14 protein-coding genes are annotated in these 18,554 nt (G+C 64.0%); 2 read left to right on the plus strand and 12 right to left on the minus strand.

The window, feature by feature from the left end; all coding sequences use genetic code 11:
- Positions 1–207: 207 nt before the first annotated feature.
- On the minus strand, positions 208–2,487 hold the full coding sequence (locus ACGYK7_RS04425; RefSeq protein WP_394399379.1) for an adenosylcobalamin-dependent ribonucleoside-diphosphate reductase: 2,280 nt from the start codon (positions 2,485–2,487) through the stop codon (positions 208–210).
- A gap of 618 nt (positions 2,488–3,105) precedes the next feature.
- Between ACGYK7_RS04425 and ACGYK7_RS04430 the strand changes: the two genes are divergently transcribed.
- A complete protein-coding gene (locus ACGYK7_RS04430; protein WP_394399381.1) occupies positions 3,106–3,525 on the plus strand; it encodes a DUF1489 family protein in 420 nt (139 codons plus the stop codon).
- A gap of 3 nt (positions 3,526–3,528) precedes the next feature.
- On the opposite strand, the gene ACGYK7_RS04435 is transcribed toward ACGYK7_RS04430, so the two are convergent.
- The 9 genes from ACGYK7_RS04435 to hisS form a co-directional block, all read right to left on the minus strand.
- Positions 3,529–5,349, minus strand: coding sequence for an AMP-dependent synthetase/ligase (locus ACGYK7_RS04435; RefSeq protein WP_394399383.1), 1,821 nt, complete (start codon positions 5,347–5,349; stop codon positions 3,529–3,531).
- An 11-nt stretch (positions 5,350–5,360) separates the two neighbouring features.
- Positions 5,361–6,155 (minus strand): ABC transporter ATP-binding protein, encoded by a 795-nt coding sequence (locus ACGYK7_RS04440; protein WP_394399385.1) that lies wholly within the window; start codon positions 6,153–6,155, stop codon positions 5,361–5,363.
- 52 nt (positions 6,156–6,207) lie between these two features.
- Complete coding sequence (locus tag ACGYK7_RS04445) at positions 6,208–7,416, minus strand: ABC transporter substrate-binding protein (RefSeq protein WP_394399387.1); 1,209 nt, start codon at positions 7,414–7,416, stop codon at positions 6,208–6,210.
- Between the two features lie 28 nt (positions 7,417–7,444).
- Positions 7,445–8,515: a branched-chain amino acid ABC transporter permease gene (locus ACGYK7_RS04450; protein ID WP_394399389.1), complete on the minus strand. Its 1,071-nt coding sequence runs from the start codon at positions 8,513–8,515 to the stop codon at positions 7,445–7,447.
- Positions 8,512–9,516 (minus strand): branched-chain amino acid ABC transporter permease, encoded by a 1,005-nt coding sequence (locus ACGYK7_RS04455; RefSeq protein ID WP_394399392.1) that lies wholly within the window; start codon positions 9,514–9,516, stop codon positions 8,512–8,514. The genes ACGYK7_RS04450 and ACGYK7_RS04455 overlap by 4 nt, the downstream gene beginning before the upstream one ends.
- A 70-nt stretch (positions 9,517–9,586) precedes the next feature.
- Positions 9,587–10,402 (minus strand): ABC transporter ATP-binding protein, encoded by an 816-nt coding sequence (locus ACGYK7_RS04460; RefSeq protein ID WP_394399394.1) that lies wholly within the window; start codon positions 10,400–10,402, stop codon positions 9,587–9,589.
- 211 nt (positions 10,403–10,613) lie between these two features.
- Entirely contained in the window at positions 10,614–11,303 is a 690-nt protein-coding gene (hisG, locus tag ACGYK7_RS04465) for an ATP phosphoribosyltransferase (RefSeq protein ID WP_394399396.1), read from the minus strand.
- Positions 11,300–12,382: an ATP phosphoribosyltransferase regulatory subunit gene (locus ACGYK7_RS04470; RefSeq protein ID WP_394399398.1), complete on the minus strand. Its 1,083-nt coding sequence runs from the start codon at positions 12,380–12,382 to the stop codon at positions 11,300–11,302. Before ACGYK7_RS04470 ends, hisG begins: the two co-directional genes overlap by 4 nt.
- Positions 12,382–13,878 carry a histidine--tRNA ligase gene (hisS, locus tag ACGYK7_RS04475; RefSeq protein WP_394399400.1) on the minus strand — a complete coding sequence of 499 codons (1,497 nt, stop codon included), beginning with the start codon at positions 13,876–13,878 and terminating at the stop codon, positions 12,382–12,384. Before hisS ends, ACGYK7_RS04470 begins: the two co-directional genes overlap by 1 nt.
- Positions 13,879–14,056: 178 nt before the next feature.
- Here hisS and ACGYK7_RS04480 point away from each other — a divergent pair, with 178 nt between their 5' ends.
- Positions 14,057–14,251 (plus strand): SlyX family protein, encoded by a 195-nt coding sequence (locus tag ACGYK7_RS04480; RefSeq protein WP_082851915.1) that lies wholly within the window; start codon positions 14,057–14,059, stop codon positions 14,249–14,251.
- A 20-nt stretch (positions 14,252–14,271) separates the two neighbouring features.
- Here the strand turns inward: ACGYK7_RS04480 and ACGYK7_RS04485 are convergent, their stop codons facing one another.
- Together ACGYK7_RS04485 and dnaE are read right to left on the minus strand one after the other, a co-directional pair.
- Entirely contained in the window at positions 14,272–14,838 is a 567-nt protein-coding gene (locus ACGYK7_RS04485; protein WP_394399402.1) for a hypothetical protein, read from the minus strand.
- 82 nt (positions 14,839–14,920) lie between these two features.
- Positions 14,921–18,457 carry a DNA polymerase III subunit alpha gene (gene dnaE / locus ACGYK7_RS04490; RefSeq protein ID WP_394399404.1) on the minus strand — a complete coding sequence of 1,179 codons (3,537 nt, stop codon included), beginning with the start codon at positions 18,455–18,457 and terminating at the stop codon, positions 14,921–14,923.
- Positions 18,458–18,554: the final 97 nt, after the last annotated feature.

The raw sequence follows: 18,554 nt of genomic DNA on the forward strand, positions 1-18,554 counted from the left end.
GCCCTCCGCGACTTCTATCACGAACCGCACATCCCCTTCATACGCGAAAGGCGCCGGAGCGTCCGCCCCAGCGCCTCTATCACCGTCCTTCAGAGAGCAGCCCAGGGACACCAGGCGGTACGTTTCGCCCTTGACACCCCTTGCGCAGACTTATGCTTCCGTTTGCGCACTCATATGCTTGCTCTGACTACAATTCGCCTCCAGAATTCACCCACACTTACTATGCCCGCAGCTCCCACAGGTCATGCAGCCCTCGACCATCCGCATGTCGAACTGACCGCAAGACGGGCAGGACTTGCCGCGCGGGGCATCCAAGCCCACGACCTTCGCCTGCGGGTCGGTCTTCAGCCCCATGCCCTCGCCCGCGATGAAGCCGGTGGCGATCATGTGGCGCTCGATCACGCCGCCGATGGCCGCGAGGATCGAGGGGATGTATTTGCCCTGCATCCAAGCCCCGCCGCGCGGGTCGAAGACGGCTTTCAGCTCTTCCACCACGAAGGAGACATCGCCGCCACGGCGGAACACGGCCGAGACCATGCGTGTGAGCGCCACGGTCCAGGCAAAATGCTCCATGTTCTTGGAGTTTATGAAGACCTCGAAGGGGCGACGATGGCCGTTCAGAACGATGTCGTTGATGGTGATGTAAAGCGCATGCTCGCTGTCGGGCCATTTGACCTTGTAGGTGTTGCCCTCAAGCTCGGCGGGGCGGTCCAGCGGGTCGGACATATAGACGATCTCGCCGCCTTCGCTGACCTGATCGGGGCTGTCGGCGGGGGCTTTGTCGCTCTTCTCGGAAGAGACGCTCAGGACCGAGCCGGTTACGTCGTTAGGGCGATAGGTGGTGCAGCCTTTGCAGCCGGTGTCCCAGGCCTGCATGTAAACGTCCTTGAAGGCATCGAAGGAGATGTCCTCAGGGCAGTTGATGGTCTTGGAGATCGAACTGTCGATCCATTTCTGCGCCGCGGCCTGCATCTTGACGTGGTCGGCGGGCGGCAGGGTCTGGGCGTTGACGAAATAGTCGGGCAGCGGCGCGTCGCCTTTGAGCTCGCGCCACATCTGCACGGCGTAATCGACAACCTCTTCCTCGGTCCGGCTGCCGTCTTTCTGCAGCACCTTGCGGGTGTAGGCATAGGCAAAGACCGGCTCGATCCCCGAAGACACGTTGCCCGCATAGAGGCTGATCGTGCCGGTGGGGGCGATGGAGGTCAAAAGCGCATTGCGGATGCCGTGCTCGCGGATCGCTTCGCGGACGTCGTCGTCCATCTGCTGCATGGTGCCGGAGGCGAGGAACTTCTCCGCATCAAAGAGCGGGAAGGCGCCCTTTTCCTTGGCCAGTTCTACGCTCGCCAGATAGGAGGCGCGGGCGATCGCTTTGAGCCATGCCTCGGTCTGGGCCGCCGCCTCGTCGGAGCCATAGCGCAGGCCGACCATCAAGAGCGCATCGGCAAGGCCGGTGACGCCCAGACCGATGCGGCGCTTGTTCTGCGCTTCGGCGGCCTGTTCGGGCAGTGGGAAGTTCGACACATCGACCACATTGTCCATCATGCGAACGGCGGTGGCGACCAACTCGCTCATCGCGTCTTGGTCAAGATGGGCGTCATCCTCGAAAGGCTGCGCCACCAGACGGGCAAGGTTGATCGAGCCCAGAAGGCAGGCGCCATAGGGCGGCAGCGGCTGCTCGCCACAGGGGTTGGTGGCGGCGATGGTCTCGCAATAGTTCAGGTTGTTCGCGGCATTGATGCGGTCGATGAAGATCACGCCCGGCTCGGCATAATCATAGGTCGCCTGCATGATCTTGTTCCACAGATCGCGCGCCTGCACGGTTTTGTAGACCTTGTCGCCGAAAAGCAGATCCCACGAGCCATCGGCCTTTACGGCCTCCATGAAGGGGTCGGTGACCAGCACGGACATGTTGAACATGCGCAAACGCGCCGGGTCGGACTTGGCGGCGATGAAATCTTCCACATCCGGGTGGTCGCAACGCATGGTCGCCATCATCGCACCGCGGCGGGAGCCTGCGGACATGATGGTGCGGCACATGGCGTCCCAAACATCCATGAAGGACAGCGGGCCGGAGGCATCCGCCGAGACGCCCAGCACATCCGCGCCGCGCGGGCGGATGGTGGAGAAGTCATAGCCGATTCCCCCGCCCTGCTGCATGGTCAGCGCCGCCTCTTTGAGCATGTCAAAGATGCCGGACATGCTGTCGGGCACGGTGCCCATGACGAAGCAGTTGAACAGCGTCACGCGGCGCGCGGTGCCGGCGCCTGCGGTGATGCGGCCCGCGGGCAGGTATTTGAAATCCTCCAGCGCGTTGAAAAATTTGTCTTCCCAAACATCCGCCTTCGATTCGACCTGTGCGAGGTCGCGGGCGATGCGGCGCCATGTGTCCTCAACCGTGACGTCCTTCGGGGTGCCATCGGCCCCTTTAAAACGGTATTTCATATCCCAGATTTGTTCGGCGATCGGGGCGGTAAAGCGGGACATGGGGTAACTCCTGAGGTCAGTGGCAGGGGCTCTTATTAGCTAGGCTATGGCGGGGTGCAAACAGTAAATTGTCGTCTTACCATACAAGAAATTGCATGTGACTGAAATTCAAACACCTTATATGGATTTTTCGCCTCTTCTCCGTACTAGACCCGGCTTTCTTAGTTTCCTGAGAAAGGAACAGGCCTTAAACGGTAAATGTCGCTCCTTTAAATGGAAGATAGGTGTTGCCCAACATATAGGAATTTGTTGTATGTTGGCCAAGCGGGGAGAGGTTCCTAGCCCCTCCCCCTTCTACTGTTGAGTTCTGGGGGCGCTGGTGTGCAAACTGTCACCCCCGGCTCTTCAATCTCGCACTCTTACATGAACTATCGAAGTGCGAAGATTAGGCCGATGATGGAGGCAATTGCCCCAAGAAGAGAAATTACTTCACGCATCGACCAAACTCTGATGAGAAACTTCATCATGCGTCTAGAGTTAGCTAGGCTCTGCCTGAGAGAAAACCGGAAAATTACGCTCCATCATACAAGAATTTGCATGTGATTGAAATCCAACTACCTTATATGGCGTGGATCAAAGGAATCGCTGGGGGGGGGGGGGGGCGATGTGACCGGTAAAATGAACCTGATCAAACTTTCGGTCGGCACCGAAGGCGTCGAAAGCCTCGTCCGCTGGCAGGCGCGCAAGGACGTGCGCACGCATGACGGGTTGCCGCGCCATGTGACCCGCATGTGGCCCAAGCGCGAGGCCGAGATTCTCAACGGCGGCTCGATCTACTGGGTCATCAAGGGCGTGATCCAGGCCCGCCAGCGCATCGTGCGGCTGGAGGAGATCACCCGCGCCGATGGCATCCGCCGCTGCGCCATCGTGCTGGACCCCGAGATCGTCCGCACCCAGAACAGCCTGCGCCGCGCCTTCCAAGGTTGGCGTTACCTCAAGCCCGAGGACGCGCCGCCCGACCTGCCCGAGGGCCGCGAGGCCGAGGCGGAACTGCCCGTGGAGTTGAACCGCGCGCTGGCCGAGATCGGTGTGCTCTGAGCCTCAATCGGCGTAGAGCGCCTCGATCTGATCCCCGTAAAGCTCGTAGATCTTGGCCCGGCGCACCTTCATCGTCGCCGTGACCTCGCCATCGTCGTGGTCAAGCTCCTTGCGCATCAGCCAGACCTTCTTGACCTGCTCGACCCGCGCCAGATCGCGGTTCTGCTTGGCCACTTCCGCCTCGATCAGTTCCTGCACCTTGGGGTGTTCGGCGAGCGAGCGGAAGGTGGTATAGGCGATCCCCTGCCCCTCGGCCCAGAGCCGCACGGTATCCATGTCGATCTGCACCAGCGCGGTCACATAGGGCCGCTTGTCGGCCACGGCGACGACCTCTTTGATGAAGGGGCTGGCCTTGATGACATTCTCGATATGCGCGGGCGCGAGGTTCTTGCCCGCGGCGTTGATCATAATGTCCTTCTTGCGGTCGATCAGCGTGATCGACCCGTCGGCTTCCTCACGGCCCACGTCGCCGGTGTGCAGCCAGCCGTCGCGGATCGTCTCGGCGGTGGCCTTGGGGTTCTTGTAGTACCCTTTGAAGATCGTCCCGCCCGAGAATAGCACCTCGCCATCCTCGGCAATCCGGGTGCGCACCCCGCTAACCGGAAAGCCGATGCGCCCGTCGCACTGGCCCCATGAACGCTGGATCGTGCCCACGCCCGAGGTCTCGGACATGCCCCATGCCTCGCGGATATTGACCCCGATGCCGCGCATGAAGCCCAGAAGCTCGGCGCTGATCGGCGCGGCGGCTGAGATCGCAAAGGTCGTCCGCCCGAGGCCAAGATAGCTGCGGATATGCCGGTAGATCAGCGCGTCCCAGAAGGCATGGGCCAGCCGGTCCCCGGCGCTCCACCTGTCGCGCCGGATCATGCCGCGCCGCTGCGCGCCCTTCAGCGCCATCAGCGTCATCGGCCCCTTGATCCGCCCCGCGGTCTGCGCCTGCACCAAAACGCCCGCCTGCATCTTCTCCCAGATCCGCGGCACGCCGAAAAACACCTGCGGCGCCACTTCGCGCAGGTCGAGGGTGATGGTCCTCAGGCTCTCGCCGAAGTTCATCACGAATTGCTGCGCCAGCCCATTGATTACCGTCACCGCCTGTTCGGCGATATGGCATAGCGGCAGGTAGCTCAGCACATCCGTTCCGGGCGGGTAGTCCCCGAAGACATCCCGCGCCACGCCCACGCCCGCGTGGATGTTGCCGTAGGAAATCTCCGCCGCCTTGGGCAGGCCGGTGGAGCCGGAGGTGAAGACCATCATGGCGGTGTCGTCGGGCTCGATCCCCGCCTGCCGCGCCCGCAGGTCGTCTTGCAATTCCGAAAGCCGCGCCCGGCCCCGTTCGAGCAGATCGTCAAAGCTGATCAGCCCCAGCAGATCCTCGCCCCGCGTGCCCTTTGGGTCGAAGATCACCAGCTGGCGCAGCTGCGGCACCCGTCCGCCCAACTCCTTGATCTTGTCGAGCTGTTCCTGATCCTCGATGAAGAGCACCGTGGCATCCGAGGCGTTGATCAGATGATCCAACTCCGCCGCCGGGCTGGTAGGATACATGCCCACGACCACGCCCGCCGCCGCGTTGATGCCGAATTGCGCCTGCACCCATTCGCCGCGGTTCTCGCTGAGGATGCCGACATGATCGCCCGCGTTCAGCCCCAGATCGACCAGCCCCGCCGCCGTCGCTTGCATGATCTCCTGCAAGCCCGCCCAGGTGATCTCGTTCCAGATGCCGAATTCCTTTTGCCGCATCGCCACGCCCTCGGGGCGGTTCTTGGCGTGGTTGTGCACCATGCGCACCAGCGGCGCGAAATCGCCCTTGAACTCGTCGAATGCCATCACGGGCCTCCCTAGCTGAGCCAGCGTTTGCGGCGCTTGTAATGTTTCACGTCGCGGAAGGACTGCCGCGCGCCGCCCTCCTCGCCCATGCCGAGGTAGAAGGACTGGATGTCCTTGTCGCCGCGCAGCTTGGCCACGTCGCCCTCCATGACGATCTGGCCGCTTTCCATGATATAGCCGTAGTCGGCCACCGAGAACGCCACCCCGGCGTTCTGTTCCACCAGCAGGATCGCGGTGCCGTCCTCTTGGTTCAGCCGCTTGATCGTGTCAAAAATCTCCGCCACCACCTTGGGCGCCAACCCCAGCGAGGGCTCGTCCATCAGGATGAGTTCGGGCCGCGCGATCATCGCCCGGCCAAAGGCCAGCATCTGCTGCTCCCCACCCGAGAGATAGCCCGCGATCTGCCGCCGCCGCTCCTTCAACCGGGGAAAGAAAGCATAGACCTTGTCGTAATCCGCCTTCGCCTGCCGCCGGTCCAATGCGTATGAGGCGGCGATGAGGTTGTCCTCCACCGTCATCTCGCTGAAGACCCGCCGCCCCTCGCGCACGTGAAACAGCCCCTGCTGCACCAAACGGTCGGGCTGGATCGACATGATCGACTGGCCTTTAAAGCTAATCCGCCCTTCGCCCACCTCGCCGTTCTCCAGCGCTAGTAGGTTGCTCGCCGCCTTCAGCGTCGTCGTCTTGCCCGCGCCATTGGTGCCCAGAAGCGTGACGATCTTGCCGTCCGGCACTTCCAGCGACAGCCCGCGCAGCGCCTGCACCGTGTGGTGATAGGTCACTTCGATGTTCTCGATGGTCAGCAAGGGTGCGTCCTCTTTCTGGGGTTTGGGGCGCCCGCCGGACGCCCCGCATTTATCAAACGGTGAACCAGTCCGATTTCGGGGTGAACAGCCCGTCCTCGGGATTGTAGCCATAGACGCGGCCCGTCCCGATGGCGTTGTTCTCCATGCTCACCGGCCCGCCGAAGAAGCCGCCCGACTCCCAGTCTGTGATCCCTGCCAGGTTCTCGGCGATATTGTCGGGGGTCAGTTCCAGCCCCGCCTCGGCGGTGTCGCGGAAGGCCTTCATGGCGATCTCCAGCCCGCACATGGTCTGGATCGCCCATGTCGACATGTAGTTCTCCAAGGGCGTGCCCGCGAACATCTGCTTGCTGAGTTCGGCGTACTGCTGGTAGCGCGGTGCCTCCTCGCGGTCGTAGAAATAGCGGTAGGGCATGACACCTTCGTATCCCGCAAGGAAGGGTCCGGCCTCGGCGGTGATGCGGTCGGCGATCAGCTTCTCCATACCCCAGAAGGTGCCCTTGAACTTGACCGGCAGGCCGAATTGCCGCGCGCCGCCGATAAGCTGTGGCCAGACGCCGGTGACATAGCCTTGCAGGATGCAGTGATCGGCGCCGGACTGCGCCAGCTTGGTGACATGGGTCGGGATATCCGCGCCCTCGGCCTTGGTGCTTTCCTCCAGCACGACCTCGAGACCCAGTTCCTCGGCGGTCTTGCGGCCGTGTTCGATCGGATCGCGCCCGAACTCGGTATTGGAGAAGATGAAGGCCACCTTCTGCCCGCCCTCGTTCTTGATGTTCTGCAGCAGGATGTCGAACTGGCTCTGGTAGGTCGGGCCAGAGAGATACTGGTAAGGGTGCGTCTCGGGGTTGGCGAGTTCCGAAGCGAAGGAGGTCGAGCCCATGATGCGGGCGTTCTCGCCCTTCAGCTCGGGCGCGATCAGCTTCATCGCGCCGGTGCTGTCGGCGAAATAGCCGATCATGTTCTTGCCTTCCGAGGCCAGCGCGCGCTGGTAGTTGTTGAGCGCGTTCTGCGGCACGTAGCCCGAATCCTCGGTGACGAAGCGAATGGGCACGCCGGCGACGCCGCCCTCGTCGTTAAACAGCTTCGTCGCCATGGCGAAGGCCGGTGCGACAAGCTGGCCCGCGGTGGCGAAAGGCCCGGTGAGCGGCAGCGAGGCGCCGAGCACGTATTCCTTGGGCTGGGCGCGCAGGATCATCGGCGTGCCGATGGCGGCCGTCGCGGCGGCCGTGGTGGCGAGGAAGGATCGGCGGTTCATGGTCATCTGTCTTCTCCCTGATGTGGCCTTTTGATTACCCGCGCGCAAACGGCCAACGGTTTGCGGCGCGCAGGATGCGGTCGACGATCTGGTTGATGCCCAAGGGCTCCTTGAGCAGGAACAGCACCAGCAGCACGCCAAAGGCGATCTGCTGCAAGGGCGCGCGCAACTGCCCCGCCCCGGCGCTGTCCCCGGCAAGCGCGCCGAAGAGCACCTTGATCACCTCGGGCACCATGACGACGATGATGACGCCAAAGACCGGCCCCATCGTACGCCCCATGCCGCCGATGATCAGCGCCGCCACAAGGTTGAGCGAGAGCGCCAGTTCGAACTGCTCAGGCAGGATACGGGCGTAGAAATAGGCGAACAGCGCCCCGGCAAGGCCGCAATAGGCCGCCGACAGGGCAAAGCTCATCAGCTTGTAGCGCAGAAGCGAGATGCCGAGGATCTCGGCCGAATAGTCCCGGTCGCGGATCGCGATGAAGGCGCGGCCGACACGGGTGCGAATGAGGTTCTGCGCCGCCAGCAGCGAGACGAGACCCACCACGGCGATCAGCCCGAACATCTCGCGCTTGGTATCCAACTCCCAGCCCAGCAGGTTCGGCACATTGGTGTTGATCCCCACCATGCCGCCGGTCCAGGGCGCGAAAATTTCCTCCTCGATTAGGAAGATCACGATGAAATTCGCCGCCAGCGTCGCCACGGCGAGGTATAGCCCCTTGACCCGCAGGCTCGGCAAGCCGACCAGCACGCCCACCGCCGCCGCCAGTGCCACCGCCAAGGGGACCGAGACGAAGGGCATCAGCCCCGCCGGGATCACCCCCGCCCCGAGATTGCCGAAGATCGTCACCGCATAGGCGCCGATCGCGACGAAGGCACCATGGCCCAGCGACACCAGCCCGGTGTAGCCCGTCAGGATGTTGATCCCCACCACGGCAATGAGCAGGATGCCCATCTGGCTTGCGATCAGAATGAGGTAGTCGTTGCCGAACAGGGTAAACAACGCCAGCGCAAGGATCGACCCGTAGACGAAGGCCTGCTTGTAGCGGTTGTTCAGCACCCGCTCGTCGGCGGCATAGCTGGACTTCAGGTTGGCGTTGATCATATCCGCTCGACCTCCTTTTGCCCCATCAGCCCGTGCGGCCGCCAGATCAGCACCACCAGCACGGTGACGTAAGGAACGATCTCGGCCCAGCCGCCGCCCATCTGCCACTGGGTCATGGCCTCCAGCACGCCCACGACCATCGCGGCGATCAGCACGCCGACGTAGCTATCGAGCCCGCCCATCAGCACGATTGCCAGCACCGAGAAGCCGAAGAGCCCGAGGCTCGGCGAAATGCCGTTGCGGGTGGCGAGGATCGCGCCCGCAATGGCCCCGGTGGTGCTGGCCAGCACCCAGGCGCGGGAAAAGACCTTGGGCACCGAGATGCCCATGGAATAGGCCGTCGACTGGTCCTCGGCGGTGGCGCGGATGGCGATGCCGCCCTTGGTGAACTTCACGAAGGCGACGATGCCGCCGAACAGCAGCAGTGCCACCGCCATGTTCACCAGATCGGTGCCGAAGAGGAAGATCATCGTGCCGAAAAGCTCGAACCGGATCGGCATGTTGGGCGCGATATAGGGCACGCTTGCGGCATCCGCCGTCCAGATCAGCTGCGCCGCGCCCGAGAGGATCGAGATCAAGCCCACCGTCACCATGATCATGGCAAAGACCGACTGCCCCATCAGCGGCCGCATCAACACGCGCTCGATGATCCGTCCGAGGATGGCGTTGCAAACCAGCGCCCCCGCCAGACCCAAGAGGATGCGCGGCAGGTTCGCCACCCAGTCGAGCACCGCCGCCACGGGCGAGAACATCGGCAATTCGCCCCGCATCTCGACCATCCAGCCGGGCTGCCAGGAAGCCAACCAGCCGGGCGCCCAAGGTTGGGCGGGCACGATCACGGCAAAGGTGAAATAGAAATAGGCGCCGAACATGATTAGGTAACCATGGGCGAAGTTCACCACCTTGGTAGCCTTGTAGACGCTGACGATACCCACGGCGATCAGCGCGTAGATCGCCCCGGCCATCAGCCCGTTGATCGCAAACTGCACGAACTGCCCCATCAGAGCGCCTCCCTGTCCTTAGCCTCGGAATCTTTCAAAGATTCCGGGCCGATTTCTTTCAAAGAAATCGTCATGCCGCCGCCCCCAGATAGGCCTCGATCACCGCGGGGTTGTTGGAGACTTCCTCGGGCGTGCCGCTGGCGATCTGCTGGCCGAAGTTCAGCACGACGATGCGGCTACAGATGTCCATCACCATGTGCATGTCGTGCTCCACCAGCAGGATCGTGGTGCCGAACTGCTCCTGCACGTCGAGGATGAAACGCGCCATGTCGGCCGTCTCCTCGCGGTTCATGCCCGCCACCGGCTCGTCCAAGAGCAGCACGCGCGGGCGCATCGCCAGCGCCCGGCCCAGTTCGACCCGTTTCTGCAAGCCGTAGGGCAACATGGTGATCGGGTATTTGCGGATGTGGTCGATCTCGAGAAAATCGATCACCTGTTCCTCGATCTCGCGGCGCAGTTCCAGCTCGGCCCTTTGCGCCGCGCCGAAATAGCGCAGCGCCTGCCAGACATTGGTCTTGAGCCGCGTGTGGCCGCCGAGTTTGATGTTGTCGAGCACGGTCATGCCGCGAAACAGCGCGATATTCTGAAAGGTCCGCGCCAGCCCGAGGCCCGCGCGTTTGTCGGGGCTAAGCGTCGTGATATCCTCCCCGTCAAAGGATACGCTGCCCCGGTCGGGCCTGTAAAACCCTGAAATCGCGTTAAAAAGTGAGGTTTTGCCCGCGCCATTGGGGCCGATCACCCCGGTGATCTCTCCGGCCTTGGCTTCGAAATTCACCCCCTGCAGCGCCTTGATGCCGCCAAAGGACAGATGCAAATCCTCAACCCTCAGCAATCGCCCACTCCCATGCGGCGACGGCTGCGGCCCCCCGCAAGGGGCGCGTGACATCCGATCATCGACGGATCCTCCCTATGTCCCGACCCCTGCCCCTTTTGGCGGTGCTTGTGGTATCGGCCTGTTGACCCTTTCACCCTATCCGAAGCGCGGCATCTCGCAAGTCTTTCGATAAGCCACGCGGCAAAGCGCCCCCGAGCCGGAGCGGCTCGGAAGGTGCAATGCCATGGTAGGCAAGGGAAAAACCCGTGACTGTGACGCTACGTCAGGTCAGTTGCGCGATCAGGGCTTTCAGCGCCTTGCGGCTGTGATCCTCTAGGGGCGCCATGCGCGAGCGCCAGAGCGTTGCCTGCGATTGCAGGATCAGGCCGTCACTGAGGATCTTCAGGTGATTGGCGCGCAGAGTCTCGCCGCTGGAGGTGATATCGGCGATGGCCTCGGCGGTCTCATTGAGCACGGTGCCCTCGGTCGCCCCTTGGCTGTCGACCAGTGCGTAATCGGCCACGCCGTGAGTGCGCAGGAACTCCCGCACCAGCCGGTGATACTTGGTGGCGATGCGCAGGCGGAAGCCATGTTCGGCGCGGAAGGCGGCGGCGGCGGCGTCGAGATCGTCCAGCGTGTCGACATCGACCCAAGCCTGCGGCACGGCGATGATCAGGTCGGCATGGCCGAAGTTCAACTCTTCCAGCGGCTCGACCAGCTGATCCCAAAGCGCCAGCTTCTCTTGCACCAGATCGGTGCCGGTGACACCCAGATGGATCCGCCCCGCCGAGAGTTCGCGCGGGATTTCACCCGCCGAGAGCAGAACGAGAGAGACATCCTCGATCCCCTCGACCTTGCCCGCATATTCGCGGTCTGACCCGGTGCGCTGCAGGCTGACGCCGCGGGCGCCGAACCATTCAAAGGTCTTCTCCATCAGCCGCCCTTTGGACGGCACACCCAGTTTCAGCGTCATTGCCCGGCCTCCAGTTCCAGCATCAGACCGGGGCGCATCACACCGCCCACCGCCGGGATTTCATCGCCCTGCCCCAGCCGCCGGGTCAGCGCGTCATAGCGCCCGCCGGTGGCGATGCTGGGCAGATCGGGCCGCGTGGTGGCGCGAAAGGCAAAGACGAAACCGTCGTAATATTCCATCGAAGACCGGCCATGGCTGGCCTCGAAGAGCAGCGCATAGGTGTCGATGCCGCGGGCGCGCATCGCTTCGGCGCGGGCCGCGACACGGGCCACGGCATCGCCGATGGCAGGCATGTCGACGGCCAGATCGCGCAGGCGGCTCAGCGCGTTGGGCAGAATTTCCTTGACCTCCAACAGCGCCTCGAAAAGATCAACCTGCTGCGCAGAGATCGGCGGCGTCTTCGCATCCTCGCGCAGGGCCGCGACACGGGTTTCGATCTCGGCGCGAGAGCGCAGCCCCACCATCGGCGCGTCGCAAGTCACCTCGGCCTCGGCCAGCAACGCTTTGCGCCCCGCAGGCACCGGGCTGCGCCCCGCATAACGGTCAAGCAGCGCGCGAAAGCGGCGCGGGCGCCAGATGTGGCGCATCAACGCCTGTTTGCGCGCAGGCGATGTGCCCAAGCCCTGCACCGCCGCCATCAGCACGCCGATGTCGCCGGTCACCGGGCGCACCGGCAGCCCCTGCATCGCCTCGGCGATCAGGGCGAAAACCTCGGCATCCGCCGCCGCCGGATCGGCGCGGTCGAAAACCTCGAAACCCACCTGAATATACTCGTTTGCGCGGTTTGGGTCGTGCTCCTGACGGCGGAAAACCTCGCCTGAATAGGTGTAGCGCGCGGGCTCGGCCCCATGCGCCATATGCATCTGCACCACGGGCACGGTGAAATCGGGCCGCAGCATCTGCTCGCCCCGGAGCGCATCCGAAGTGACATAGGCGCGCGCGCGGATATCCTCGCCGTAGAGGTCCAGCAACGTGTCGGCCGGTTGCAGGATCGGCGGCTCAACCAGAACGGCGCCCTGCCCTTCGAAAATCGCGCGCAGGGAGGCCGCGCGCGCCAGTGTTTCGGAACGTGTCGGCATCAGCTTGTCCGATCCAGAATGTCGCGCACCGCTTTGATCAGATCGCCGCGCGGCACCTCATATTGGTTGGGGCGCTCTTTCCACTCGTCGTGGCTCGCCTCTTGCGCCAATTGCGCGCCCAGCACCATGTCCTTGATCTGCACCACGCCGCGGTCCTTCTCATCACCGCCTTCGATGACAACCACGGGGCTTTGCCGCTTGTCGGCGTATTTCATCTGGTTGCCGAAGTTCTTCGGATTGCCGAGGTAAACCTCTGCCCGGATGCCCGCCTGCCGCAACTCGGCAACCATCGCCTGATAATCGGCCATGCGGTCGCGGTCCATCACGGTGACGACGACGGGGCCGGTCGCTTCGGCCTCAAGCCGCCCCTTGGCGGCCAGTGCAGCGAGCAGACGGTCCACACCGATGGAGACGCCGGTTGCCGGCACTTCCTGCCCGGTGAAACGCTTCACCAGATCGTCGTAACGCCCCCCGCCCGCGACCGAGCCGAAGTTGCGCGCGCGGCCCTTCTCGTCTTTGATCTCGAAGGTCAGTTCGGCCTCGAAAACCGGGCCGGTGTAATAGCCAAGGCCGCGCACGACCGAGGGGTCGATCTCCACCCGGTCGGGGCCATAGCCGCCCGCCGCCAGCAGGTCCGAGATGAGCTGAAGCTCATCCACCCCCTGCACGCCCACGTCGGAGCCCGCCACCAAGTCGCGCAGCCGCGCCACGGTCTCGGCCCCGGTCTCGCGCTTGGCCTGCATGAAGCCCATCACGACATCGGCCTGGGCATCGCCCAGCCCCGCGCCCTTGGTGAAATCGCCGCTTTCGTCCTTGCGGCCCTCACCCAGAAGCGCGCGCACGCCGTCGGGCCCCAGCCGGTCCAACTTGTCGATCGCCCGCAACACGATGCCCCGTTCGGCCTCCTTGTCGTCACCCGCAAGCCCGGCCACTTCGAGCACGCCGTTCAGCACCTTGCGGTTGTTCACCCGCACCACATAGTCGCCGCGTGCGATGCCCACTTCCTCAAGGCAATCGGCCAGCATGGCGCAGATCTCGGCATCGGCGGCCACGGAAGGCGCGCCCACGGTATCGGCGTCGCATTGATAGAACTGCCGGAACCGCCCCGGCCCCGGCTTCTCGTTGCGCCAGACCGGGCCCATCGCGTAGCGCCGATAGGGCATCGGCAACTCGTTGCGGTGCTGGGCATAGACCCGCGCCAAGGGGGCGGTCAGGTCATAGCGCAGCGCAAGCCAGTCACCGGGCTTGTCACCTTCGGCATCCTCCTGCCAGGCGAACACCCCTTCGTTCGGACGCTCAACGTCGGGCAGGAACTTGCCAAGCGCCTCGACCGTCTCCACGCCCGAGCTTTCCAGCGCGTCGAAACCATAGCGGTGATAGACGGCGGCGATCTTGTTCAGCATCACGGCCCGATGGGTCACCTCGGTCCCGAAATAATCGCGGAACCCTTTCGGGGTTTGCGCCTTGGGACGGGGGGTTTTCTTGGGCTTTGCCATGGCAAGGATCCTCGGTGCATCAATTGGCCTCGCGTCTAGCCCAAGCCCCCCGCAAGAGCAAGCAACGCGGCATCCCGCCCCTGTCCCGCGCCGCCGGTCCGTGCTAGATCGCGCAAAAAGGATGCGCGCCATGACCGACCAAAGCCCCGACCACACTAAAGACCAAACAGCCGACCAAATCAGCCGCCTCGAAGAGCAGATCGCCCATCTGACCCGCGCGGTCGACGATATGTCAGAGATCGTCACCCGTCAGGAGGCCGAGATCGTCACCCTGAACCGCCGCGTCCATATGCTGATGCAACGCGAAGGCGAGCGGGACGCCTCGGGCGGTGGCGCGGTCCTTTTGGGCGATGAGCGGCCCCCGCACTACTGAGCGGCAGCGCCGCGCCTCCGTCAATTGGCTGATTTCATGGCCACGGCGGCGACGGCCCCGTCATGCACCAGCACCTCGGACCAACGCGCGGTCTGGCCCAAACGCTCATAGGCGCTGACGAAAAAGGTCGTCTTGTCGAGCGTGCCGATCTGCCGCCCGCAGGGTTTGCCGCGCCCCGCCCCGCAGACGCGGGCCTTGATCGCCTCATAGGCCGCGTCGGTCTCGGCGGCGGGCAGGTTCTCTCCCCCCGGGCCGTAGTGCAGTTGCTCATAGACCGAAGGCGTGCCGAACAGCACATTGGCCGCCGTCAACTGACGCGCGCAATCGTCCGCAAAGCCGGTGATGTAGAAGCTGCGTGCCCCACCGCTGCCCGGCTGCGAATCGAACAACCGGTAGCCCCGCGCCGCCGGTTCCTCGACCGGTTGCCCCAATTCACCTCGATCGAGATCGCAGACGCGGGCCACCTCTCCAAACGGCAGGACGGTGCCGAATGAAACCTCGGCCACCTCCGGGTTCGGCGCGGAAGGGGCCATGGCGCAGGCGGACAGCAGCGTCCCCATGATCAAAAGGCCGATGCGTCGTTTCATGCTCTGCTCCCCGTTGCTTGTCAGGCAGGTAGCGCAGCCACCCGCCGCCGTCCACTGGATGCGGCAGCGGGCGGCGCGGAGGTCAGATTTCCTCGACCTCCATCACCCCGTCGAGCGAGCGGATCGCGCCCTTGATCTGCGGTGTCACCGGGAATTCGCGGCCCAGATCGACCTCGACCTCACCGGGCAGGCTTGGGTCCATCAGGCAGAATTGCACCGGCCCCTTGCCCGCCGCCTTGACCGCCTGCCGCGCCCCGGCAAGCACATCGGCCACTGATTGGATCGCCCCCGGCCCGTCGATAAAGACCCGCAGCCCCATGCTGCCCGCGTCCGCCACCGCGGCGTCGATCGGCCCGATACCGCGGGCCAGCAGCTTCAACTGGTCGCTCTCCATCGTGGCCTCGACGGTGACCACGACCTTGGAGCCGACTTCCAGATGATCGCGCGAGGCTTCGAGCACATCGGAGAAGATCGTCACCTCGTAGCCGCCCGTGGGGTCCGACAACTGCGCAAAGGCAAAGCGGTTGCCGCGTGCCGACTTGCGCTCCTGCCGCCCGGCCACGACGCCCGCGAGCCGTGCGTTCATCGCGCCACGGGTCGAAACCTTTTCGTTGAGTTCATCCAGCGTCAGGAACGGCAGCCCCGTCTCCCGCGCCCATTTGCGTTTCAAGGGCGGCATGTAGTCGTCCAGCGGATGGCCCGAGAGGTAGAAGCCCACGGCCTTGAACTCCTCGGCCAGACGCTCGGCCGATTGCCAGTCGTCGCAGGGCAGGATGCGCGGCTCGGGCAGGTCGTCGCCCGCCTCGCCAAACAGCGAGACCTGATTGGAGGCCTTCTGCTCGTGGATCGCCGCCGAATAGTTCACCAGCCCGTCAAGCGATTGGAACACCCGTCGCCGGTTGCTGTCGAGTTGATCGAAGGCGCCCGAGCGCACCAGCATCTCGAGCGGGCGTTTGCCGACGCGCTTGAGGTCCACCCGCCGGGCGAGGTCAAAAAGCGTCGCGAAGGGCTTGTCGACGCCATCCACCTTGCGCCCCTCGGTCACCAGTTTCATCGCCTCGAGCCCGACGTTCTTCAACGCACCAAGGGCATAGACCAGCGCGCCGTCGACCACTTTGAAGGTCGCATCCGAGCGGTTCACGCAGGGCGGCACCCAGGGCAGTTCAAGGTGCTTGCGCACCTCCTCGAAATAGATCGCCAGCTTGTCGGTGAGGTGGATATCGCAGTTCATCACCCCGGCCATGAACTCCACGGGGTGGTTCGCCTTCAGCCATGCGGTCTGGTAGGAGACCACCGCATAGGCCGCGGCGTGGGACTTGTTGAAACCGTAGTTGGCGAATTTCTCCAGAAGGTCGAAGACCTCCGCCGCCTTCTTCTTGTCGACGCCATTGGCCATCGCGCCTTTTTCGAACTTGGGGCGTTCCTTGGCCATCTCCTCGGCGATCTTCTTACCCATCGCGCGGCGCAACAGGTCCGCGCCGCCGAGCGAATAGCCCGCCATGACCTGCGCGATCTGCATCACCTGTTCCTGATAGACGATGATGCCTTGGGTCTCTTCGAGAATGTAGTCGATGCTGGGATGCACCGATTCCAGCTCGCGCTTGCCGTTCTTGACCTCGCAATAGACCGGGATGTTCTCCATCGGGCCGGGGCGGTAGAGCGCCACGAGGGCGACGATGTCCTCGATGCACGTGGGCTTCATGCGCTTGAGCGCATCCATCATGCCGCTCGATTCCACCTGGAAGACCGCGACGGTCTTGGCGCTGGAATAGAGGTCGTAGGTCGCCTTGTCGTCGAGCGGGAGGGTGGCCACGTCGTCGACATGGCCCTCGGGCGGCTCATAGATCTGGCGGCCGTCCGCGGCGATATGCAGATGCCGCCCGCCCGCCTTGATCTGGTCGAGCGCGTTCTGGATCACGGTCAGGGTCTTCAGGCCGAGAAAGTCGAACTTCACCAGACCGGCCTGTTCAACCCATTTCATGTTGAACTGCGTCGCCGGCATGTCCGAGCGCGGGTCTTGGTAGAGCGGCACCAGATGATCCAGCGGCCGGTCCCCGATCACCACGCCCGCGGCGTGGGTCGAGGCGTTGCGCAAGAGCCCTTCGACCTGCTGGCCATAGGTCAGCAGACGGTCGACGACCTCCTCGTTCTTGGCCTCCTCGCGCAGGCGCGGCTCGTCCGCCAGCGCCTTCTCAATGGAGACGGGCTTCACCCCTTCCACCGGGATCATTTTCGACAGGCGGTCGACCTGCCCGTAGGGCATCTGCAACACCCGCCCGATGTCGCGCACCGCCGCCTTCGACAGCAGCGCACCAAAGGTGATGATCTGGCCCACCTTATCCCGGCCGTATTTCTCCTGAACGTAGCGGATCACCTCCTCGCGGCGGTCCATGCAGAAGTCGATGTCGAAGTCGGGCATGGAAACCCGCTCGGGGTTGAGGAAGCGCTCGAAGAGCAGCGAATAGCGCAGCGGGTCGAGGTCGGTGATCGTGAGCGCATAGGCCACGAGACTGCCCGCGCCCGAGCCCCGCCCCGGCCCCACTGGAATGTCATTGTCCTTGGCCCATTGGATAAAGTCGGCAACGATCAGGAAGTAGCCGGGAAAGCCCATGCCTTCGATGATGCCCAGTTCGAAATCGAGACGTTTTTGGTATTCCTCCACGCTCACCGCATGGGGGATCACCGCCAGACGCGCCTGCAGGCCTTCATTGGCCATGCGGCGCAACTCGGCGACCTCGTCGTCGGCGAACTTGGGCAGGATCGGATCGCGGCGGTAGGCCATGAAGGCGCAGCGCTTGGCGATCTCGACGGTATTGCTCAGCGCCTCGGGCAGGTCGGCAAAGAGGGTCGCCATCTCGGCTTGGGACTTGAAGTAATGCTGCGCGGTCAGACGGCGGCGCGGCTGGCTTTGGTCGACATAGGCGCCCTCGGCGATGCAGATCAGCGCGTCGTGCGCCTCGTACATGTCAGGCTTGGGGAAATAAACGTCGTTGGTCGCGACCAACGGAATGTCCATGGCGTAAGCCATCTCGACAAAGCCGCGCTCCGTCAGGCGCTCGGCCTCGGGCTGGCCGCCGTCCTCCGGGTGGCGCTGCAACTCGACGTAAAGCCGGTCGCCAAAGGCGTGCTGCAACCGCGCCATCAGCGCTTCCGCCGCCGGGCGCTGGCCTCCCTGCAAGAGCATCCCCACCGGCCCCGAAGGCCCGCCGGTTAGGCAGATAAGATCGGCGCTCAGCGCCTCCAGCTCGGCCAGCGTCACCTCGGCCACTGCCCCGCCCTTGTCGAGATAGAGGCAGGAGTTCAGCTTCATCAGGTTTTCGTAGCCCAATTCGCTTTGCGCCAGCAGCACCACCGGCGCGGGCGGGCGCGGCTTCTCGCCCGGCTGGACCTCCACGTAAGCGACATCCACCTGACAGCCGATGATCGGTTGCACGCCCGCCCCCGCCATGGCAACCGAGAACTCGAGTGCTGCGAACATGTTGTTGGTGTCGGTCAGCGCCAGCGCGGGCATTTCCGCGTCATGGCACATGCCGGGCAGCTTTTTCAGCCGCAGCGCGCCTTCCAGTAGGGAATACTCGGAATGGCTGCGCAGGTGAATGAATCGGGGAGCATTTGACATGGGGCATTTTTACGCCACCCACCCCAGAGGCACCAGCACCGGATCGCCGTCAGCGCATTTTTCGCCCAAGGTATTTTTTCTTGCCAAAACGCCCCCC

This window comes from Sulfitobacter sp. 1A15299 (assembly GCF_043556915.1).
Taxonomy (GTDB): domain Bacteria; phylum Pseudomonadota; class Alphaproteobacteria; order Rhodobacterales; family Rhodobacteraceae; genus Sulfitobacter.